At 65.2% G+C, this 21164-nt stretch carries 20 protein-coding genes; 14 read left to right on the forward strand and 6 right to left on the reverse strand.

Going from position 1 to position 21164, the window contains the following annotated elements:
• Nucleotides 1-98: 98 nt before the first annotated feature.
• The 5 genes from Q0654_RS10675 to Q0654_RS10695 all read left to right on the forward strand — a co-directional run bounded on the left by Q0654_RS10675 (nucleotide 99) and on the right by Q0654_RS10695 (nucleotide 3685).
• On the forward strand, nucleotides 99-302 hold the full coding sequence (locus Q0654_RS10675; protein ID WP_298853667.1) for a hypothetical protein: 204 nt from the start codon (nucleotides 99-101) through the stop codon (nucleotides 300-302).
• Nucleotide 303: 1 nt separating this feature from the next.
• Nucleotides 304-837, forward strand: coding sequence for a hypothetical protein (locus Q0654_RS10680; RefSeq protein ID WP_298853669.1), 534 nt, complete (start codon nucleotides 304-306; stop codon nucleotides 835-837).
• Between the two features lie 469 nt (nucleotides 838-1306).
• Nucleotides 1307-2089 (forward strand): TIGR04255 family protein, encoded by a 783-nt coding sequence (locus Q0654_RS10685; RefSeq protein WP_298853671.1) that lies wholly within the window; start codon nucleotides 1307-1309, stop codon nucleotides 2087-2089.
• A complete protein-coding gene (locus tag Q0654_RS10690; RefSeq protein WP_298853673.1) occupies nucleotides 2086-2853 on the forward strand; it encodes a hypothetical protein in 768 nt (255 codons plus the stop codon). The genes Q0654_RS10685 and Q0654_RS10690 overlap by 4 nt, the downstream gene beginning before the upstream one ends.
• Nucleotides 2854-2923: 70 nt before the next feature.
• Nucleotides 2924-3685, forward strand: a complete 762-nt coding sequence (locus Q0654_RS10695; protein ID WP_298853675.1) for a hypothetical protein — start codon at nucleotides 2924-2926, stop codon at nucleotides 3683-3685.
• 245 nt (nucleotides 3686-3930) lie between these two features.
• Here Q0654_RS10695 and Q0654_RS10700 read toward each other — a convergent pair whose 3' ends face one another.
• Nucleotides 3931-5370, reverse strand: a complete 1440-nt coding sequence (locus Q0654_RS10700) for a hypothetical protein (protein ID WP_298853677.1) — start codon at nucleotides 5368-5370, stop codon at nucleotides 3931-3933.
• A 666-nt stretch (nucleotides 5371-6036) separates the two neighbouring features.
• Here Q0654_RS10700 and Q0654_RS10705 point away from each other — a divergent pair.
• From Q0654_RS10705 to Q0654_RS10720, 4 genes are all read left to right on the forward strand, one after another.
• Nucleotides 6037-6279, forward strand: a complete 243-nt coding sequence (locus tag Q0654_RS10705; RefSeq protein WP_298853679.1) for a hypothetical protein — start codon at nucleotides 6037-6039, stop codon at nucleotides 6277-6279.
• A 99-nt stretch (nucleotides 6280-6378) separates the two neighbouring features.
• Nucleotides 6379-6834, forward strand: a complete 456-nt coding sequence (locus Q0654_RS10710; protein ID WP_298853682.1) for an antirestriction protein — start codon at nucleotides 6379-6381, stop codon at nucleotides 6832-6834.
• Nucleotides 6835-6843: 9 nt separating this feature from the next.
• Complete coding sequence (locus Q0654_RS10715; protein WP_250200215.1) at nucleotides 6844-7062, forward strand: hypothetical protein; 219 nt, start codon at nucleotides 6844-6846, stop codon at nucleotides 7060-7062.
• Between the two features lie 71 nt (nucleotides 7063-7133).
• Nucleotides 7134-7610 carry a hypothetical protein gene (locus Q0654_RS10720; RefSeq protein WP_298853685.1) on the forward strand — a complete coding sequence of 159 codons (477 nt, stop codon included), beginning with the start codon at nucleotides 7134-7136 and terminating at the stop codon, nucleotides 7608-7610.
• A 297-nt stretch (nucleotides 7611-7907) separates the two neighbouring features.
• Here Q0654_RS10720 and Q0654_RS10725 read toward each other — a convergent pair whose 3' ends face one another.
• Together Q0654_RS10725 and Q0654_RS10730 are read right to left on the reverse strand one after the other, a co-directional pair.
• Nucleotides 7908-8786, reverse strand: coding sequence for an ImmA/IrrE family metallo-endopeptidase (locus Q0654_RS10725; RefSeq protein WP_298853687.1), 879 nt, complete (start codon nucleotides 8784-8786; stop codon nucleotides 7908-7910).
• Nucleotides 8783-9160, reverse strand: a complete 378-nt coding sequence (locus tag Q0654_RS10730; protein WP_298853690.1) for a helix-turn-helix transcriptional regulator — start codon at nucleotides 9158-9160, stop codon at nucleotides 8783-8785. The genes Q0654_RS10725 and Q0654_RS10730 overlap by 4 nt, the downstream gene beginning before the upstream one ends.
• A gap of 175 nt (nucleotides 9161-9335) precedes the next feature.
• Between Q0654_RS10730 and Q0654_RS10735 the strand changes: the two genes are divergently transcribed.
• Both Q0654_RS10735 and Q0654_RS10740 read left to right on the forward strand, forming a co-directional pair.
• The gene (locus Q0654_RS10735) at nucleotides 9336-9518 is read left to right on the forward strand and encodes a hypothetical protein (RefSeq protein WP_298853692.1); all 183 of its coding nucleotides are present in this window, start codon (nucleotides 9336-9338) and stop codon (nucleotides 9516-9518) included.
• A gap of 54 nt (nucleotides 9519-9572) precedes the next feature.
• Nucleotides 9573-10829 carry a nucleotidyltransferase gene (locus Q0654_RS10740; protein WP_298853694.1) on the forward strand — a complete coding sequence of 419 codons (1257 nt, stop codon included), beginning with the start codon at nucleotides 9573-9575 and terminating at the stop codon, nucleotides 10827-10829.
• Between the two features lie 371 nt (nucleotides 10830-11200).
• On the opposite strand, the gene Q0654_RS10745 is transcribed toward Q0654_RS10740, so the two are convergent.
• Together Q0654_RS10745 and Q0654_RS10750 are read right to left on the reverse strand one after the other, a co-directional pair.
• Nucleotides 11201-11533, reverse strand: coding sequence for a DUF1016 N-terminal domain-containing protein (locus tag Q0654_RS10745; protein ID WP_298853697.1), 333 nt, complete (start codon nucleotides 11531-11533; stop codon nucleotides 11201-11203).
• 100 nt (nucleotides 11534-11633) lie between these two features.
• A complete protein-coding gene (locus Q0654_RS10750) occupies nucleotides 11634-12215 on the reverse strand; it encodes a hypothetical protein (protein ID WP_298853699.1) in 582 nt (193 codons plus the stop codon).
• Nucleotides 12216-12747: 532 nt separating this feature from the next.
• Between Q0654_RS10750 and Q0654_RS10755 the strand changes: the two genes are divergently transcribed.
• Nucleotides 12748-16668 (forward strand): helicase-related protein, encoded by a 3921-nt coding sequence (locus Q0654_RS10755; protein WP_298853701.1) that lies wholly within the window; start codon nucleotides 12748-12750, stop codon nucleotides 16666-16668.
• A 67-nt stretch (nucleotides 16669-16735) separates the two neighbouring features.
• Here Q0654_RS10755 and Q0654_RS10760 read toward each other — a convergent pair whose 3' ends face one another.
• Complete coding sequence (locus Q0654_RS10760; RefSeq protein ID WP_298853703.1) at nucleotides 16736-18175, reverse strand: replication initiation protein; 1440 nt, start codon at nucleotides 18173-18175, stop codon at nucleotides 16736-16738.
• Nucleotides 18176-18741: 566 nt separating this feature from the next.
• Between Q0654_RS10760 and Q0654_RS10765 the strand changes: the two genes are divergently transcribed.
• Nucleotides 18742-19950, forward strand: coding sequence for an AAA family ATPase (locus Q0654_RS10765; RefSeq protein ID WP_298853705.1), 1209 nt, complete (start codon nucleotides 18742-18744; stop codon nucleotides 19948-19950).
• A gap of 1 nt (nucleotide 19951) precedes the next feature.
• Complete coding sequence (locus tag Q0654_RS10770) at nucleotides 19952-21007, forward strand: ParB/RepB/Spo0J family partition protein (protein ID WP_298853708.1); 1056 nt, start codon at nucleotides 19952-19954, stop codon at nucleotides 21005-21007.
• The last annotated feature ends 157 nt before the right edge of the window (nucleotides 21008-21164 follow it).

A 21164-nucleotide genomic window follows, 5' to 3' on the forward strand; every position in this document is an offset into this window, starting at 1 on the left:
GGCGACACCGGCCTGCCGCTCGTTCAGCACGATCGGTTGGTCGTAGACGATGCCCGTTCGGGACCTTCGCCGCCTTTCGGGCCAGGTACGCCAAGCAGATGGACCTGACGGGCGATGGGGCCTTCACCCTTGAGCTCGACCTGGCCAGGCCAGGTGCGGCTCGTGACGCCTACTACGGCGCCTCAATGATCTGCACCGTGCTCAGGCGTGAGCCCGCGGCTTGGCGCGCCTGCATCGAGCTGCGCAAGAGCACCAACGGCCGGCCCGGGCAGGCCTCGCTGTTCGCCAGCGCGGAGACCTGACATGTCCTACCGCATCGAATACCAATGGGCCAGTTGGAGGCTGACCGCTGGTCCAGACACAGGCGGCGTCGACCGCTTCGTCGTTGCGATCGAAGGGGGCGACAACAACCTCCGCGATGCCGTGACGGGCAAGCGCGCCAGGAGTTGGGAGGTCTGCATGCTCGGCAGCGCGGAGCAGGTGCTCAAGCAGGCCGTCTACTTCGCCGGCGCCTGCGAGGGTGGCTCCCTCAAGCCGGGCTCGCGGGACTGCTCACCGGAGGCGTACATCCGGCGCATTCGCCGCCTCATAGAGGAAGATACGCCGCCGGCGCGAGGCTGCTGGTACCCCTCCGTTCGAGTTGCCGAGGCGCACCCGCTCGCGGTCCACGCGACGCAACTGGATCTCCGGATCGAGCGCGAGCAGCGGTATGGCGAATGGTTCGCGCGAGTGGCGCTCTCCAACGAGCGGCGCAACCTGATCTTCGACTTCGCCGACAGGTTCCCCGACCTGCGCGGCTGGCAGCTGGCAGCCGTCGGCGGCCTGCCGGCGAGCTGAGTCCAACTCTCTTTCCCCTGAGCGACAGTTCAGGGGCTTTCCTTGAGCCCCGTGTCCACGGAGGCTCAAGGGAGGCTGTTGTTTGGGCCTACAGCCACCTCTGGAACCAAGTCGCTATGCGCGCCTGGCGTGAACGCAGGTGCCTTGCGCTCGGACGGCTACCGCCCATCAAGATGCTTGGTGCGTCGTCATGAAGCTCGACGCCACCGCCGCCGCCACACGCAGCCCGCGGCCCGCGGCCCGAGATGGGACCGCCCGAGTCAGGCCGCACCCGTCGAAGCCATGTTGCACCTTCAAAATCAAAGACTTAGGCGACGTCTAAGACAGGTGTCTTGCTGGACGTGCCGGTGAAGCGCGTGTAAACCCGGAACGATTTCACGCCACGGGTGTCAACTACCCTGTAAACTAATTTCCACATGCTCCGAAGAGAGCACTACAGGCAACTGCAACGCACCGAAGGAGAGCCCGCATGCCCACCACCACGCTCGGTACGTGGCGTAAGCCCCCGCTCGTCTATGTGGTCGCAGAGCTGATCATTTCGCCGTACTACTCGATGGCGACGAAGGTGCCTGGTCTGCAAGACCGACTACGTTCCACCTTCCCGAAGACCGTCGAAGGGCAGGAACTTGTCGTCGACGGGGCCAAGCCTTCCGCCCAGCCGATCTGGCAGCTGATCTCAGCCGACCAGAAGCACGGCGTCCAGCTCGGTACCAGGTCGATCTCACTGCACGCAACGAGCTACGTCAACTCCGCGGACCTGATGACCCGATGGGCCGACGTCCTCGACGCCATCCACGAGGCAGGTCTCGGTGCGTTCGTGGAGCGCGCTGGGTTGCGCTACGTCGACCTCATCCTCCCGAGCGGCGATCGCTCGCCGGCGGAATACCTGGCCCAGCAGCTGCAGGGCATCGCTCCAGACGGCGCGAAGCCGACCGGGTCGCTGTGGGCGGCCGCATTTCTGTTCGACGGCGCCACCGTCAACCTCCGAGCGGGCGCGCCGGCGCCGGCTGGGATGCTGTTGCCTCCGAATTTCAACGCGATGCCGCTGCACAAGCCGCAGGTGATGGTTGACTGCGAGAAAAGGGTCAGGGACGAGAAGGCGATTGGCTTCATCGACACGGACTGCCTGCGCGACATCAACCAAGTCTTCGACGCCGCCCAATTGGTCGGCATCTACACTGATATGCAGAAGCTGACTTCGCGGACCTTCAAGGCTGCGCTGTCTGCCACGGCAAACAAGGAGTGGATGTGAGCGACACGATCGAGGCACGGTTCTACAACGCTCAGCGTGCGACGCTGCTTCAGCGTCGTCCGAGCACAATCATCGATGCCGCCGAGTCGTTTCATCCTGCTGTGCCGATGCAGTTCTATGGAGGCGGTGAGACGCACCTCATTGGGTCCTATCGCATGGGGACCAAGTTGACCGGCGCGCGGACTGTCCTGATCGTCGACACGGACGTGTTGCTCGCGACATCGGCGATTCCGACCGTCTCAGTTGAAGACTTCGACGCTGACTCGTGGTCGCGTTGGTCAAAGGCCTCGAAGGAGGCCTTTCAGAAGGCGACCGCTGCAGCCAAGGCAGCGCCAAGCGCAGCTGCTCGACTTCGCGTAGAACGGCTGGCCGCTCTTCAGGCCGCTCTGGGACTGTCGACGTCGAACCTGGCCCAGGCGCTTGGTCTGTCTCGGCCCGGCCTCTACAAGTGGCTCGATGCCTCCAGCGACGTGAAGCTGCAGGGCGCCAGTCGTGAGCGCCTGGCTGCGGTCGAGCGCATTGCGAAGCAGTGGCGCGAACGGACGACGGCTCCGCTGAGCTCCGTCTCCAATGAGCCTCTCGCGGACGGACGCACCGTCCTTTCGATGATGGTTGCCGACCAGTTCGACGAGGCCACCGTTGTTGGCGCGTTCGACGAGCTCTTGGCCAAGCTGGCCGGCAAGCCGAAGACTCGCAGCCAGAAGCTCGCCGAGGCCGGCTTCAAGCGCCGTCCATCCGCCAAGTCGCTGCCGTCCGACGAGTGAGGACGCCTTGCCGTTTGGAGACGAGGTTGCAGAGCAGGGCTGGTGCACCGGGGCCGTAGTGCCTCAGGGGATGCTGCCGGTCATCGCGCAGCACCTTACTCGGCCTGGCGCGGCCGCCGTCGAAGTGGCAGCGGATCACTGGCTCGTCGTCGTCTCGCAGACCTGCGACATAGTGGCTCGCACTCTCGAGGCTGAGCCGTTCGTTGAGATCTTGCATTGCAAGCCGATCAAGAAGCCGCGGGCGCAATACCGCGACTTTCGGTCGACACGCATCCTTGACTTCCGGCCGAACCGCGAAACTCACGAGGCCGTTGCGCTCTCGGCTCACGCGGTTGCCGACAGATACCTTGTTCCTCGTGAACTTTTTAGGGACCAGCCACCGGACGCCGCTCGCCATTTGAGCGGCGAGGCAGCGCAACGCATCATGGCGTGGTACGCGCTGCGCGCGGGTCGCCCCAGTTGGCCGGACGCCTTCGTGAAGCGGATCGACAAGGACACCGAGGACGCGCTCGAGGCCGCGATCGAGCCGCTCAAGGAAGACATTGCCGAGGTCCGACTTGGCATTGTTGAGAAGGACGTTGAACTGGGAGACGATCAGTCGTACCACGTGGCCGTGTATTTCGTCGTTGACGCGGAGATCTGGGAGGGCGACGTTGAGGGTAGAGCGGCGATCAATGCGGCCTTCGCAACGTTCGTCAGCAAGCTCAACGAATGCGACGGGATCGAGGTGGATCAGAATCTCAGTGAGGTCGTGTCGGGCGATGAATTCACCTGGCAGGAGACGAGGGCTACCGATGAGTGGAACTTCGCAAACCTGAGCCATCGCGAGTGAGTGATCCGCAGTTGGTTTTGCCTGACTCTCTCGCGGTCTCGCTACGCAGCCGGCATCCTCTTGCATACGACACCGATAGCTCGCCGGTAACCTGTCAGGCGTGAACGGCGCCTGCTGGCCGTCCAGCGCCGACCGATGCGACCGAACAGAAGGCAGCGTTGCTGCGACTACGCGACGTTCACTGGCACGCGTCGCCGCTCGGTGGTCCAAGGGGTACGACGGGGCGGCCCTTGGATTGCCTTCAGTCATGCGACCACCTGCGCACCCTGCGCAGAATAGCTTTCCAGGTCGATGATGCGATCGGCCATCGCGGTCAGTTCGGGTGTCTGGCTCACGAAGAACTCGCTTGCGTACCCACCAAGGCGCAGCACCTCGCGCTTCATGGCCATGAACATGCGCTTGTGCTCCGGGTCCAGCGGCCCGTCTGCCTCGTCGCTGAACAGCGTGCCGATCCGGCGCCCGGTGTTGCCAGACAAGTAGAGCGCGATCGCGCGGGTCAGGCACTCGTTGATCCATACCCGCTCGCCACCGCTGACCAGCTTCAGGCTCTTCGATTCGTCCCGAGACCCATCGTGCACGACGATGTCGAAGTCCTCGCGAAGCTCGCCCTTCCCGTTGGTGGACTGAGTGATCACCTGCAGCGTGAATCGCGGCCCGTAGCAGGCCAGCAGCAGCTCGTTCGCCAGCGCGGAGAACGTCGGACCCGCGTCGTCGATGTCCAGCGCGATCACGCCGTCGTTGCTGAGGCACTTGGCAAGCAGCGACCAGGTGGCCAGTTCGTCCTCGACACGCTTGGCGGCACGGATCGCCGCCCCTTCCTTGGCCGCGATGTCAGCCAGTTGTTCGCCCAGCGCCTTCGCGCGCTCGTCGCGCTGCCGGGCGCAAGACTCAGCGGCCTCCGCTGCAGCTGCGGCCCGCGTCGCAGCCTCGACCTCTTGCCTCGCTGTGTTCAGCCCTGCAGCATCCAGCGGCGGGGGAAGCAGGGCGACCTGTTCGGCGGTGCGGGTCAGCGCTTCGTCGCGCACCACGGCAATGCGGCTGAGCTCGTCCTGCACTCGCGTCCGAGCTGCAGCGATGTCGGCACGTTCGACACGCTCGTCCTCCGTCTCCTGCGCGGCCTGCTCAGGCAGCGTGGCCAGTTCCGCAGTGTGTCCATCGATCGTCTGTGCCGCACGGGTCACCTCGTCCCGGCGCGCGCACAGCAGCTCGATGTCGCGCAGGCGCTGTTCGGCGGTCTCGAGCATCTGCTCGGCCTGGTTGCGCAGTTGCGCTTCAGCGGGCAGCGCGCGCACCGCCGTCTCGGTGTCGGCGATCTCCAGCAGGGCAACCCGCTTCTTCTCGGCCAGACCAGTGAGCGCCGCGTCCGCCGATGGCAACAGCGCTTTCGCCTCGCGCGCGTCACCGAGCAGCTGGCACTGCCCCTGGATGTCCATGCCGGCACACGGCACATGAGAGGTCAGGCCGAAGCGCCGCTGCAGGTCCGCTTGCCGCAACGCGATCTGCCCGGCCTCGCGGTCGATCGACTCGACCTCGCGTCGCCGCGCCACAAGAGTCGCCTTGGCCTGCTCCAGCACGTCGACGCGTGCCTGCCGCCGGCCCACGATGGCCTGGCACCGGGCCACGACACGCCGCGCGAAGTCCCGGCGCGCTGCCGCGCGCTCGACGCTCTCGCGCAGTTGCCGCAAGCTCGAGGTACTTCTTGATCACGCCCTGCGAGCGCCTTCCCTCCATCGCCGGATAGTCGCCCACCTCCAGCAGCGCGAGTTCCATGGTCTTGAGGCCGGTGCACAGCAGCGTGTAGATCAGCGCGATGTCCCGGTTGGCACTTCGGCAGCAAGAACGCAGGCGGCTCGCCCCGGCAGCGACCTCATCCGCATCCAGCACGACCCGGCACGGCGGCGGCGGTGCGCCTACATCGTGTGCGCGCGCGGTGGCCATGATCGTCTCCCGCTCGCGGCGGATCGCGACCAGGCTGTCCAGCCAGTCCACCCGGATCGAGCCCAGTGCACCGGCCTGCTGAAGCCTGCGCAGCAGGCCTTTGATCCGACGCTCGACCGTCGAGCGCGCGACACCAAGGTCGGCCGCCACTTCCTTGTAGCTCCGGCCGCCTTCGACCACGCTGATGAGCAGGCTCAACGAATCTAAGGGTAGGCGCCCCATGGACTGATCTCGACCTGTGGGTTGAACGTCAGGCAACGCCGTCGATGGGCGGGCTGCCGTGGCCCCAATCGTCCCGAAGATGGCGGCCGCCTTCAACCGGAAAGGCGGCTCGAAGTCCCCCCGGATTTCGGGCGCCGCGCGAGCCAAAGCGACAGATCCGCCGCTGCAGTTGCGGGGCGGACGAGTGACGGATGGGCATGCGCCGTGCGATGCCCCTTTTCGACCGCGCATCGTTGCTTCATACTGACCATGCGATGGGCATCTCTGCCTTTGCCGCTGTCACCAGCGTTCCGGCCTGGCCGGCGTTTGCGGTCGTGACCCGCACTTCAATCTGCCTGCGCCCGCAGGCCACCCTCATCCTTCGCCGGAATCTGCCGGCTCAGCTGACAACCCAGCGCGTGCCGCCCGGCGGTGGCGGCATCGACGGGTCGTAGGCAACTCCCTGCGGGGCCCCCTCGCACATCCCCAACCCGAGCTCGGGCGACACCCCGAGTCGGGTTCGCTCGTGCTCATGCGCTTGAAAGGAAAGCGACATGAACCACGATTCCCCCTCCTTCGCTCTGGCGCCCTGCCAGGCCAACGACGGCGACGCGCGCATCACGGCGAGCATCGTGCCCGCCGAGCAGCGCATGGACTTCCTTCCGAAGCACTTCGGTGCGCGGGCGATGATGAAGTTCGAGATGTCCGTGTACGACTGGATGGGCAACCTCTGCCCGTCCTATCGCGGCGGCTACTGGAACTACGTCGAGCTCTCCAACGGCGGTGCGTTCATGTACCCGGCTGGCGTCGACGCGTTCGAGTTCACGGTCGAAGGCAACGGCTTTCACGGCACTGTCAGCGCCGAGGTGGCGGGCATCATCGCCACCACGTTCGCGATCAACGGCATGCTCTGGCGAGGCTGGGACAGCCTGAACGCGAAATACGAGCTGCTGCTGGAGTTCATCGGCGAACACCCGGATGCGATGACCATCCGGCGTGCCCTGGACTAGGGGGCCGCCATGCTCACCCATCGTTGCAACAGGTTCGTCGTCCTTCTGACCGGCATGCGCCACTACACCACCGAACAGCTCCTGGCGGTGATGCACGAGCGGCGCTACCCGCCGTTGTTGCGGGTGGCTGCGCTGCGGTGGCTCATCCATTGGGCTCCGTTGGACATCACCAAGGGCGCCCCTTATCTGCAGCGGCGGCGCTACGTGCGCCAGCACTACCACGTGTAGCCGCCACCAACCCAAATCCGAAGACCACGGCCTCCAAGCCGTGGCCTTCCGCTCCACCAAGGAGTCAGACCGTGTACATCCGAACCCCGCGGATCGGTGCCGTTTGCTCGGCCGATCCGAACGACATCCACGCCCTCGCGGGCGATTTCGCCTACGAACTGCGCCAGTTCATCAAGACCGACCGCGATGGCGAGCGTCGTCGCGCTACGTCGGCGGCTATCGACGCCTTCAACAGGGCAGGCGCCGATCCTGAGGCCCTTCAGGCCTTCGTTGACGGTGTGGGGCTTGAGGCCATCCAGGCGTATTGCCTGCCGTTCATGAGCTTCTCGCTCGCGCCCTCCGGTGACTACGGCTTCTGGCCAGACCTGGAAGGGCTCGAGTGCGCGGCCCGATCAAAGGAAGGCGTCATCAAGGTCAACTCTGGCGACGCCTGGCCACCGCTGTGGTCGGGATCAGGCCGCGACATCCAGTTCGTCATGGAGGTCAGCGACCACGGCAACGTGACGCTCTTCAACCGCCGGCGAAACGAGATCTGGAGTTGCGTTTAGCTGCGCTCTCTACATCTGTGTTCAGACGCCAACGCGAACGAAGGAAAAGGCCTTCGATCGAGCCCTTTGGCCTGCAAGGGATGCTTGGCGGGGCCGGTCTTCGCAGACCGGGTCCGCCTCCTTTTCTCCGCCTGTTTCGCAGCGATAGGAGTCAGCGCCGGCCGGCCGGCGTATTCGCGCTCAGCGCCATCAAGCAGGCGTTCGACACGCCTGCGAGCCAATCGCCGAAGGTCGGCCTGCCAGCGAAGCAGGGCACAGGGTGAGCGGCTTGCATGGCCGATACGGCAAACGAGTCCGCTACCTCTTCTTCGTCTTCTTTTGAAAACTCAGGACTCCATCCAGTTCCTGCAGGCCACCATCGTCCTCCTGCGCCACCGAGCCACTCCACACCTTCACGGGTTCGTCTGGGCCGCCGTCCGGCTCGAACCACAGCAACGAGAACGTCTCTTCAAAGGGCGGATAGTGCTTCGCCATCTCGGTCAGGTCGTAGCCATTGGGCCAGTCTCGAAACCAAACGTCCTGCGCGACCCGTGAGTCTTCGCCTGACCACTCGCCCTCTTGTACAAGCCGATGGGCAACCGATCCGGGCGGGATCGGTGACCTCATCTCGACCCAGGCATTGAGGTCGCGCAGAGCCTTGGAGCGCGATGCGTACCGTACTACCGTCGCGTTCATGAACACGAAGGCGCACGGATAGTCTGTGACTGCGGCTAAGCGCGAAGCGCAGGCCGCGAAGGAGACCACGTACTTCGAGCGCAAGCGTTCGATCAACTCGAACGAAGGTTGGTCCTGGTCCACGTCGCGCTTGAACGAGTCGAACGGCATCAACAGTTCGGAAGCAAAAATGTCGCACGCGATCTCGTTGTCGTCGCGCTTGGCATAGGACCAAGCTGGGGTTTCTTGATGATTCGAGGCAAGGCCCAGCACGAGATGGCCCACCTCATGGCAAGCCGAGAATCGCTGGCGCTCACGCCGCTCCAACTCGTTGACGACGATGGACGACTTTCCGTCCCGACGGGTGAGCGTGTAACCGGACTCCCCCGGGCTCATCTCCTCGGTCGTGAGCTTGGCGTTGACCTTCCGCGTGTAGACAGTCAGATCCTTGTCGATGTTCGACAGATCGAGCCCTGCCATGAACTGGCGCGCCTTCAGGCGGATCGCCAGTTCGTCTATCACTCGTCGTCCTCGAGTGCCTTGCGGACGCGCGCTGCTATGGCCTCCATATCGGGCCTTCCGGCCCCGCGGTGCCGCATCGTTGCGCCCATCTCGAACATCTCTGCCGTCAGGTCGGTGCCAAGCACATGCTCGACCCAGTCGGGGTTGACTTCATTGCTCATCATGAACTGGGCCATCTCGACCTCCCGCGGTTTCGCCTTCAGCACCCGCAGTAGCCGTTCCATCAGTTCGCTCGAAGGTGATTGCTTCTCCCCAGTCTCCAGGCGGTAGATGTAGGTGTGGTCGACGTCGGCTAGCTGACCGAGTTCCCGCGATGACAGGTCTCGGGCCTCGCGCAACTTTCGCAAGAGCATCCCCAGGCCGGACTGCGCCATAAAGGCTTCCTTCCGCAGAAAAATGCGTGTAAAGTGTTGTCTGTGCAGGCAACAGGCACCAAGATCACCTGGGGATCACAGATCGTTGCGTAGACTCTGCTCGTTGCCCGCACAAGCAGCAACTATGCCACTTAACCCCCTCTTCTGCAAGCAGATCCATTGATAGGAGCGAACCATGGCCAAGAACAAGCCTATCGGCGACAACGCTCGTGTCGGAGCGGTCCGTGACCGCTCGCAAGTCTTCAATCCGCTGACGCAGACCTGGACGAAACGTGACGCCTCGTCCGGCCGGTTCATGGACCAGAAGGCTGACGGCGATCCGTTCAAGGGCGTCCGCAAGGAAAAACCTGTGAAGTAAGCGCGGCGGGTCAAGACCGCCTTGTGTGGTCCCCCGCCCACCCGTGGAGACCATATGCATCGGGACTTTTCCATCGAACCGCCTCGCCGCCGCTTCTCGGTTGGCGCTTCGGCCAGATTCTTCTATCTCGGCGAGGCTATCGCCCGCGTCTACGAGCCAACGCAGACGCAGTTGAGCGACCTGGATCGCGCCTATCAGAGCACCGGCGAGTACCTGGTGACCTGCCCGGAGTTCGACGGCCTGCTGTACCTCGTGCACGCGCACGGCTCGCGCCAGTTGGGCACCATGGTCCGGCCGATGGAAGAGTACCGCGAAGGCTTCGACATCGACTTGGCCGCGTGCCTGACCCGTGAAGGTCTCCAGCGATATGGCGGCGCCGGTGGCCCGGCGCGGCTCATCAACGACCTCTACGCCGCGCTCAAGCGGTACGCCGACCGTCACGACCTGAAGATCGAGCGTGATGACCGCTGCGTGACCATCACCTACGCCGGCGGCATGAAGGCCGACTTCGCACCCATCATTGATGACGCGTCGCACGTTGTGCTGCATGGCGAGACGCATGGACGCATCCCCGACCGTGACCTGCAGCGCTACATGTCCACGAACCCCCGCGGCTACTGCCGTGCGTTCGACTCGATCGCCCAGGTTGCACCGGCCTTTGAGCGTCGGGTTGAGCTCAACGCCACGTTCGAGTCGCTGCGCAAGTCCGAACTCCTGCCTCTGCCTGATGCCGAAGAAGTCTTCGCCCGCCTGTTGTCGCGTCTGACGCAACTCGCGAAGATCAACCGCAACATCGCATTCGGTGCACCCACAAGCGGAGAGAACTTGGCGCCGCCGTCCTGCGTCGTGACCACCCTGGTCGCGAACGCCTACGCGATCGAAGCGCCGAAGCCCCACGACGGGCCGATGGACCTGTTGCTCGACATCGTTCAGTTGATGCCGCGACTCATCAAGCGGTTCCCGATGCCTGAAGGCAGCGAGTTCTGGTATCTCGACAACCCGACCGCCCAGAACGACAACCTGGCTGCCGGCATGAACACGAAGGCGAAGCAGCAGGCCTTCGACGCGTGGTGTGAGCGCTTGGTCGCGGACCTTACTTCCCTCGTCGACGCCATCGACCAGGGCGCTGGGATGGACGTCATCGCTCGTGCTGTCGAGCGTGCCTTCGGGCCGCGCGCGCGGGCAGCCGTGCTCGGGGACAACGCACAGCGGCGCGAAGCGAACCGTTCCGCAAATCGCGGCATCTTCGTCGTGGGGTCGAGTGCCGTGGTCTCGACGCCGACCTTCGCGCACACGAACTTCGGTGACTGAATGCGAGCAACACCGCCCGTGCGACTCCCAACGCTCGCCGAGCGGGCGATGGAACTGCGCGCGCTGAACTTCCCTGGCGCGCGCGTGCGACTGCTCCACGGTCGCGAGCTTCGCTACAGCTTCTCGATCTCGCCGACGGTCTTCTCCCGTCTGTATCGGTGCGTGCTCGTGCTAACGCCGGCACGGTCGCCGCAGATGTTCGTCGTGAACCCTGACCTGCGGGCGCTGGCCAAGGGCCAGCCGCTGCCTCACATTTACCACTACGACGGGCCGGGCGTGAGGCTTTGCCTGTGGCTACCGCGCAAGAACGAATGGCTGCCGCAGATGCGCTTGCTGGAGACCTACGTGGCCTGGACCAGCGAGTGGCTGAACTACTTCGAGGAGTGGCTTGTCACGGGGGAGTGGGCAGGCGGCGGGGAGCATCCACCGCCGCGGAAGAAGCGCCGCCTCCTCCGCGCAACCAGACGTTCCACAACGCCCTCGCCCCACTCAGCCGCTGCCAGCTTGCCGTTGATGTACTCGCCGATCTGCCAGTACAGGCCGATGAGCTCAGTATTTACAGCCTGGTGGGCGCGCTGGCGCGCAGCACGAATCAGATCCACCACTTCGCCAAACGCCGACTCAACGGGCACGTCCGCCGCCGCGCCCGAGCGCGAATCGCGATGCGCCACCGCGGTTTTCTTGGCCGTCTTGCGAATGCTCATGCCGACCATTGTGCGTGAGGCCTGCCGGCGCGCCTCTTGACTTCGCACCCGCACTTTGAGTCGCTGGACGGCTCGGAGCGGAGCGTCGAATGCCTCGGTCTCAGGCAGCGACGACGCGCCCGCCTCCTCGCTCGCGCGCCCAGGCCGCAGCCAGCCGCTGCGCCTTGACTACCGCAGTTCCTCCGTCCAGGGCGGCGGCGATCCCCTTCCCTCCTACCGCCCCATGCTCGCGCAACCAGAAGATCATCTTTTCGGATGCGTCGAGATCGCCCAGCGCGCGGCACACGGTGGCCACGGCTTGGCGGTCCAGGGCCAAGAACGCTCGGGGGTAGAAAAGCCGATTGCCGATCTTCACGGCGAAGACCTCGCCCCGACCTGCGGCCGGCCTCAACGCCTGCCTAGTGAGGCCCCAGGCTCGTGCGAGTTGTTCACCAGGGACGACGAGCCCTTCCTTGACCCATTGCACCTTGGTTGCCTCCCCACGCGCGAGAGCACCGGCCAGGCCGGCTGGAATCGGAGACCGGGCCACCTGCCATCGCAAGCCGCCGGCCAAGCTTGAGGCGAACCCGTGGCGGCTGACCGCCCTTCGAAGGCTCTCCAGGTCTTCGGTCAGTCGTCCTACGGCCGCTTCGAGCTGGGCGATGCGCCGAAACAGTACAGCGGGGCTGACGTTGGTTCCCATAGGGCGTCTTGCAGGCAAGAGCGATAGCAGAGAAAACGTAGCAATCGTAGCAAGCGGAGGTCTGAAGGCGGCGACCCGAAGCGCAGCCGGTCCAAGACCGAGAGCTGCCGCGCCCCTTTGACGCGGCGCGGCTGCCTTTGGTCGGTTCATGCCCGATGAACATGCGCCGGCGTGGCGCGTTGTCTTTCCCTTCCAGCACCCTTGTTCCATACTCGATTCGCTTCGTGGCTTCCGGCCACAGCCGCCCTCTGAGGCGTTCCGGCACAGCCGGCGTTAGCGGTCGTGACCCGCACGTAGATCCGCGCTGGGCCCTGCCCCGCCGCCGCCTCTTCAGGCGGTGAGTCCTTCCGGTGCCCGCCTGACAGGCGGCCGCACCGAACCCCAGATCCGTTCGCATCGGCCTACTGCCTTTCAGGCAGTCCGGCTGGTCGACGCACGACCGCATGCCGCCTCAGCGGCCCGCGGACCCCCTCCCACCGGGAGCTCACGCTCCCCAGGGGGGCGTGTGCTCTCTCCACATCACGGAGATCACATGTCCCCATCCAGCCAGGGTGGCTACACCCTTTCCTTGCCGGGCTTCGACACCGAAGCCCCCGCATACCCCGACCTGTTCGCTGAAGCTGCGGAGGCCCCTGCCGCTGCGGTCGATGTTCAAGCGGTCGTGGAAGTGCAGGTCAGCAACGGCTTCCAGGTCGTGCCGACGGCCATGCTCGATGGAGATCTCGATTCCGCGCTGCTCGGCGCCCAGGCCCTGGTGCCCAAGGGCGCGTACAGCGTGCAACCCAAGGCCCCCGCCAGAGCACCCCGGGACATCGTGCCGGCACCCGCTGGCACGCGGCCGGGATCGCTCGTGGTCAGCGAAGGCCGCATCGGCATCGTGGAGGGCGATCACGTCGTGGACCTGCACGACCGCCTCAACGCCACGGTCCGGCAACGAATCGCCGGCATGGTGGACATCCGCGATCGGGCTCGCGCGTTGCTCAGCGCACAGCTGGGCGCCACGACGGATCAGGCGCTGATCGAACTGAGGCGACGCCTGAACCAGAGCTACGACCGGTTCGTGGGCAAGCACGGCTACCTGTCCTCCCGTGCGAACGCCCTCGCCTTCCGGCGAGACCCGGACTATCCGCTGCTCCTGTCCCTGGAGCACTACGACGAAGAGGAAGAAGTGGCCACCAAGGCCGCGATCTTCTCGAAGCGAACGGTCTCGCCCGTCCGCGAGGCCACGGTCGCCGAGCATCCCGACGAGGCACTCGCCCTGTCGATGCGGTGGAAGGGCCGGGTCGATCCCGACTACATGGCCCGGCTGCTGCGGGCCACGCCCGAAGACGCCGTGGCGGACTTGTCCGCGCGCGGCATGATCTACCTGAATCCCGAGGGCGACCGGCACGAGCCGGCCGACGAGTACCTCTCCGGCAACGTGAAGCGCAAGCTGACCGTGGCCCTCGCCGCTGGCGACGCCTACAGGGCGAACGTGGCGGCACTGGAGAAGGTGATCCCCGAGGATCTGCCGCCAGGCGACATCGCGCTGCGACTGGGTGCGGTCTGGGTGCCGGCCGACGTGGTCGAGGCCTTCATCAAGGAGGTGCTCGGCCTGCAGGACACCGCCGTGCGCTACCTGGCGGTGGCCGGCACCTGGTCGGTGACCTTCAACGACTGGGCGGCCCGACAAAGCGTCGCGTGCATCCAGGAGTACGGCACGCGGCGCATGCACGCGATCGACCTCGTGCAGCATGCGCTGAACGTGCAGACACCCACGGTGCGCGACCCGCACCCCCAGAAGGACGGTGCCTACATCGTCAACAAGGAAGAGACGCTCGCGGCGCGGGAGAAGCTCGGCTTGATCCGGGACCGCTTCGCCGCATGGGCCTACGAGGACGCGCCGCGGCGCGAGCGGCTGTGCAGGATCTACAACGACCTGTTCAACTGCATCCGCCAGAGGGAGTTCGACGGCTCGCATCTGAAGCTGCCGGGCTTTTCGCAGTGCTTCGAGCTCCACGCGAGTCAACGCAACGCGATCTGGCGCGTCGTGCAGTCCGGCAACACCGGGCTGTTTCACGCGGTGGGCGCCGGCAAGACGGCCATCATGGTGGCCGCGAGCATGGAACTGCGCCGCCTGGGCCTGGCCAACAAGCCGGCCCACATCGTGCCGAACCACTGCCTCGAGCAGTACGCCGCAGAGCTGGTGCGGCTCTATCCCTCCGCCGCCGTGCTCATGGCGACGAAGGAGGACCTCGCCGGCGACCGCCGGCGGGAGTTCGTGGCGCGGGTGGCCACCGGCGACTGGGATGCGATCGTGATGACGCACTCCACTTTCGAGCTGCTGCCCATGTCCGCCGGATTCACCGGCGACTTCATCAAGGACACCATCCGCGAGATCGAGATGGCGGTGCGCATGTGCAGCGCGGACAGCCGGTCCAACCGGATCGTCAAGCAGCTCGAGCGCATGAAGAAGACCTGGAAGATCCGGCTCGAGCGCCTGGAGAACCAGGATCGCAAGGACGACTTTCTCTGCTGGGAAGCACTGGGGGTCGACTGGCTTGCGTACGACGAGGCCCACTCGGCCAAGAATCTGTTCCGCCACACCAAGATGGCACGCATCGCAGGCCTGCCGCTGAGCAACTCGCAGCGCGCGTTCGACCTGTACCTGAAGACGCGCCACACGATGAGCCTCTACCGAGGCGAGCACCGTGGCGTGGTGTTGGCCACGGCGACCCCGGTGGCCAACAGCATGGCCGAGGTTCACACGTTCCAGCGATTCCTGCAGCCCAACACGCTGCGCTCGCTGGGGCTGGAGCAATTCGACGCCTGGGCCGCCACCTTCGGGGAGACGGTCACGGCGCTGGAGATTGCGCCCGACGGCAGCGGCTATCGCCTCAACACCCGGTTCGCGCGCTTCATCAACGTGCCGGACCTGATGACGGTGTTCTGCGACGTGTCGGACATCCGCACGCGCGAGATGCTGAAGCTGCCGGTGCCGATCCTGAAGGGCGACAAGCCCAGAACGGTGACGTGCAAGCCTAGCGAGCCACTGCGCGCCTTCGTGCGATCGCTCGTGAAGCGCGCCGAGCGCTTGAAGACCGCGCGGGTGGACCCGCGCGAGGACAACATGCTCATGATCGCCAGCGAAGGCCGCCTGGCCGCGCTGGACATGCGACTGATCAACAGCCGCCAACCAGCCGACCCCGGCGGGAAGGTGGCGCAGTGCGCCCGAGAGGTGCACAACATCTGGCAGGAGACTGCGAGCCTCAAGAGGGCGCAGCTGGTCTTCTGCGACCTGTCCACTCCCAAGAGTGGCATGGCGTTCAGCGTCTACCAGGCGCTGCGCGAAGAGTTGATCGAGCTGGGCCTACCGGCCGAGCAGATCGCTTTCATCCACGATGCCGAGACCGACTCGCAGAAGGCACGCCTGTTCCGCCAGGTGCGCGAGGGCAAGGTTCGTGTGCTGCTCGGTTCGACCCCGAAGATGGGCGTCGGCACGAACGTGCAGCGGCGCCTCGTGGCCCTGCACGAACTCGACTGCCCATGGCGTCCGTGTGACGTGGAGCAGCGCGAGGGCCGGATCCTTCGCCAAGGCAACGAATGCGCCGAGGTGGAGATCATCCGCTACGTCACCGAAGGCAGCTTCGACGCGTACAGCTGGCAGACGGTGCTCACCAAGGCCAAGTTCATCGCGCAGGTGATGAGCGGGGACAAGGGCATCCGGTCTGTCGAGGACGTCGAGCTCGCAACGCTGACCTACGCGGAAGTGAAGGCGCTTGCGTCGGGCAATCCGAAGATCATCGAGAAGGCCGGTGTCGACGCGGAGATCGCGAAGTACGCCTCGCTGCTGTCCGTGTGGCGCAACCAACGCTACGCGAACGAATCCGAGGTGGCCGGCTTGCCGATGCGCATCGAGAGCAACGAGCGGTTGCTCGCGGCCCTCGTGGCAGATGCTGAACGGGCGCACGCTGTTCTCGGAACGGACCTGGTGGTCAACGTCCACGGACGCACCCACCGCGGTCGTGAAGAGATCGGCGAGGTGCTCAGGGCGACCGTGCGCAGCGCGAGGGCATCGATCTCGCGGTCCGCGCGTGACGAGGTCATCGGCACCGTCGGGGCTTTCGAGCTGTGCGTGTTCATCGGACGCGCAGAAGACGAGGTGCACCTGTTCGTGCGGGGCGCGAGCTCACACGAGTGCAGACCGTGCCAGACCGGACCGGCACTCCACGCCGGCTTGATCGAGACGATCCGCGAGATTGCGCCGCACCGCGATGACTGCGCCCAGCGACTCGCGAGGATGCGCTCGAAACTCGAAGGCCTTGCGGCTGAGCTGCAGCGGCCCTTCGAGCACGAGGATCGCCTCGCCGCGCTGATCGCGAGGCAACGTGAGCTCGAAGCCGAGTTGGATCTCGGAAAGGACGAAGTCGGCAGCAACGCTGTCGAGGATGTCCCGGAGCAAATTGCAGCCTAGTCACTGCGCGCCCTGCCCCACTGCACATGCAGTGGGGCATTTTTTTGCCCGGGCAGTTGCGGCGAGTTCAGCCCACGTCGCGTTCGCTGCCGAGGTCGATGGCCATGAGGCTCTCGAACTCCGTCAACGGCAGCGTCGCCCAGTCCTCGCCCAACTCGCTCTTCGCGTAGTGCTGGATCACCATCACCTGGACCAGCGGCGACTGCCACTCACCGCGCGCAAGGCGCTTCATGATGCTCGGGCTCGGTGCCGTGGTCGCGTCGGCCTCGTCGCGCACGCGGCGCACCCACTCCATCTGCTCTTCGACGTCCAACTTGGCGAACTGGTCGCGGATCAGGCTGAAGCGCCGGTGGCGCTCAGCGTCTTCGACATCGCGACGCGAAGCGGGCATCGCCGTCGCTGCCCTGCTCTCAACGACCACATGCGCAGTCTTCTCCGGTTGCGCGCCCTGCCCGGCCGGCGCCTCATCGCGCGCCTTGTTCGAAATGATCGTGCGCAGGTAGGCACCAGCGTTGCCGATGCGCGGGCGGTCCGCGCCGCTCAGAAAGCGCTCGTAGCGTTCGAGTCCTTCGGTCACGGCGACAACGCCGTAGGCGCGCTCGAGTTCCTCGATCACCGTGTCGCGGATGCTCAGCTTGCCGCCTCTAAGGATATTAGTCACGTCGGGCGGCACCGGCGCGATCCTCTCGGGACGCCGTGCGCTCTTCTTGACCGCGAACTGAACGAACTCGACTTCACGGCCGCGCCTGAACTCGATCAACTCGATCTCGATGTCGCCGAGGTCGTTGATCTCCTTGATGGCGGGCGCAACAAACTCGTTCTTGAACTTGCGCCATGCGCGGACCTTGGAGGTCGGCGAGCTTCGCAGTGACTCGGCCCACCAGGACCAGTGCTGCCGGCTGGTGACGCCCGCGGGGCTGTCGCGGTAGCGGGCGCAGATCTCGTAGAGCGCCACCGCGCAGTAGGTGGTCAGCTGGCGCAGCACTGCGAAGTCGACCTGGGCCCAGCGGGAGGGGCTCACCAGTTCTTCCCGGATGGACGGCGGGTAGTACCAGGTCACCCAGTTCTCGCCTGCACGCTTGTAGACACGGACCTCGGCGAGCAGGTTGAAGATGCGCAACTCGTCGGTGATCTGAGCCGGCGAGGCGCCCTCCTCCTTGCCGTCGATACCGAAGGTCAGCGGCAACTGCTGCTCGGACTTCGACAGTGGCCTCCACTCCACCTTCGTCGACACCATCTGGTCGATGTACTTCTTCGCATCGCTGGAGATGCTGTTGGTCGCACCGAAGCCGCGAAGGATGGAGTTCAACGGAGCGGCGAAGCCACCGTCCGCACTCTCCGTTCCGGCTGCCGCCTGCATCTGGGCAAGATGCAGCATCACCGAGTACGCTTTGCGTCCGGTGACCGTCAACGAACGGTTGGTGGGCACGATCGCCAAGGCGATGACGGACTTGTGCAGCATGCCCTGCACCACATCCATCTGCCTCACGATTGCCACACCGCTCATGCGTCCATTCTAGGCTTCCGGGCCCGGTCAAGTGTCCGGGTTGACCAGCGAGGTTTGGACGCGACGCCAGTCGCCCACCGATGGATCAGAACTGATCAACTACTGAGCTGATGCGGGCCGGAAAACCCGGACACTTTGAGCCGCTCCTGCGCACAGCCGCGGGCTGGTCGAGGGCTTGGCGAGGATCGAATCAGGGCCTGAAAACCCGGACGCCAAGTTATCCACAGGCGGGAAAGTTATCCCCAGGACTTCCCGGACGCCTTCAACCAGGTTCACGGACGCTTCCGCAGCCTTGTCCGGACGACTGGTGCCGGGAGTCCGGACGGAGAACCGGCTAACTCATTGATTTCAAATGACTTTCTGGTATCGAAAGTCTTGAACTATTGAACTTCTAAAACTGATCGACGACTGACCTTGGAGGAAGCGTTCAAAACGTCCTGAAATCCAGGTTCTTCGCGACTCGTGCACTAGGTCGTCTGCGATAAACGTGGAATTCATTGATGTCTTGAGAAAGCACTGCCTCACGTAGAATTGCGTTCATTGTCATAGCGCACTGCAAGGAACGCATGGATCCGACCACACAGGGACCCTCGGCCACCCACCCGATCTCACTGAAGGCGATCACCGAGCAGGCGGATCGCGCAACCTCGATCGTGGCGCAGGCCCGCGGGGTGATGCTAGCGCCGGATGCCCGCAAGCTGCCGCCGACGTTCTCGGCCACCCAACTCGTCGAGCGCCTGAAGATCGAGCGGTCTCAGTATGACTACCGCGTGCGCAATCCTGGAGGGCTGCCGACCGGGCGGCTGACTTCGACGGGTGCCCGTCGCGAGTTCACGCTCTCGGAGATGCGGCAATGGGCTCGCCACTACCGGGCTGACCATCTGCGACCCGAAGGCGGCGAGGCCATCACGATCTCAACGGCGCACTTCAAGGGCGGCAGTTCTAAGACGACCACGGCAACCACCCTCGCCCAGGGGCTGAGCATGCGGGGCCACAAGGTGCTGGTGGTGGACGTCGATCCTCAGGGCAGCATGACGACGCTCTTCGGCTTCCTGCCGGACGCGGAGGTCGATGTCACCCAGACCCTGTTGCCGCTGCTCAGTGGCGACGAGCCGGACGTCAACTACGCGATCCGGCCGACCTACTGGGACGGCGTAGACCTGGTGCCCTCCTCCTCTCCCCTCTTCTCGGCCGAGTTCATCCTGCCGACGCGCCAACTGAAGGAAGCCTCGTTCCAGTTCTGGCGCACCCTCGACTTCGGGCTCGACCCCATCCGGTCGAAGTACGACGTGATCATCTGCGACACGCCGCCGTCGCTGTCCTTCCTGACGGTCAACGCCCTCATGGCGAGCGACGGCATCATCATGCCGCTGCCCCCGAGCAACCTGGACTTCGCGTCGAGTGCCCAGTTCTGGGATCTGTTCAAGGACCTGGCCGACGACTTCGCCAGCCGTGGCGCCGGGAAGGATTTCGCGTTCATCAACATCCTGCTGTCGAAGGTGAAGTACGCCGCGCCCAAGGACAACACCGGGCAGTCCACAGCGATCATCCGCGAGTGGATCCAGGCCGCCTACGCAGAGCGCGTACTGCCGGTGGAGATTCCTGACGTCGAGGCTGTTCGCACCGCCAGCAAGGAGTTCGGAACCGTCTACGACGCGAGTCGCGACAACGCCTCGACGCGCACGTTCAAGAGCGCCTTCGAAGCCTACGATCGGTTCGTGGACCTGATCGAGCAGCAGATGGAAACGTTCTGGCAGCGCCAGGTGGGAGGTTGAGGTGGCCACTCAGAAGAAGGGGCAAGGGATCGCCTTCAAGATTCCAGACCATGTCGAGGCCCCCGCACCTGCGGCAGCTGCCGAGCCTCAGGCCGACGTGAGGCCGGCCGTTCCTCGCACCGGGGTGGGGATGCTCTCCCGAATGCTCTCCGGCGCAGCGGCCGACACGGAAGCCGTCTCGAAGCTCAACGCCGAGATCGAGAAGCTCAAACTGCAGGTCGGCGAGCAACTCATTGATCCGCGCCAGATCGTGCTGACGCGCTGGGCCGACCGCCATCCGGACTCGTTCTCGAGCCAGGCGTTCAGCGAGCTCAAGCAGGAGATCGAGAGCGCCGGCGGGAACGTTCAGCCCATCAAGGTTCGGCCGATGCGTGGCGCAACGGGCGAGCAGGGAGACGGCCCGCGCTTCGAATTGGTGTACGGCTCGCGCCGGACGCGCGCTTGCCTCGAACTGGGCCTTCCGGTCCGGGCGGTTGTCGATGAGAACGTCGATGACCAGACCCTCTACGTGCAGATGCAGCGGGAGAACCGCGGGCGCTCGAACCTGTCCGCCTGGGAGCAGGGCGTCAGCTATCACAAGGCACTGAACGAGGGACTGTTTCCCAGTGCAAGGCGCCTCGCCGAGCAGATCGGACTGGACCATAGCAATGTCGCGAAGGCACTTCGGGTCGCTGAACTGCCGCAGGAGGTTGTGGGTGCTTTCCGTAGCCCCGTGGAGATCCAGTTCCGCTGGGCGGTGGCGCTGGACAAGGCTTTCGAGCAAGACCCCGATGCCGTTCTTGCCGCTGCCCGGTCGCTGGCGGGCCGGTCGCCGCGCCCGGCCGCTGCGGAGGTCTTTCGGGCCTTGACCGAGGCCGTATCCCGAAAGCCCAAGGCCAAGGCCAAAGAGGTGACTCAGACCTTCGCGTTGGCAGACGGGAAGAAGGGCGTGATCAGGGCAGGGAAGGGCGGGGCGGTGACGGTGGAACTGCCTCGGGGTGTGCTTTCGCCAGCGCGCTGGACTGCCTTCGAGACGGCCCTGCAGAAGGTGCTGGCCGAGCTTCAAGACGCACCCTGAGGTGGTCGCGTGGTACGGTACCACGCAGCCAATTCAGACCCCTGAAACGGCATTCAGCCGGCCACCTGCGGTGGGTAAGCGGCGCCCCCAGCTGGGCGCTGACGGTCGCTTGGCAAGCCGGGTGTGGTACGGAACCACACCCGGCTTTTAGCCCGGG

Source organism: uncultured Aquimonas sp. (genome assembly GCF_937888285.1).
Taxonomy (GTDB): Bacteria; Pseudomonadota; Gammaproteobacteria; order Xanthomonadales; family Xanthomonadaceae; genus Aquimonas.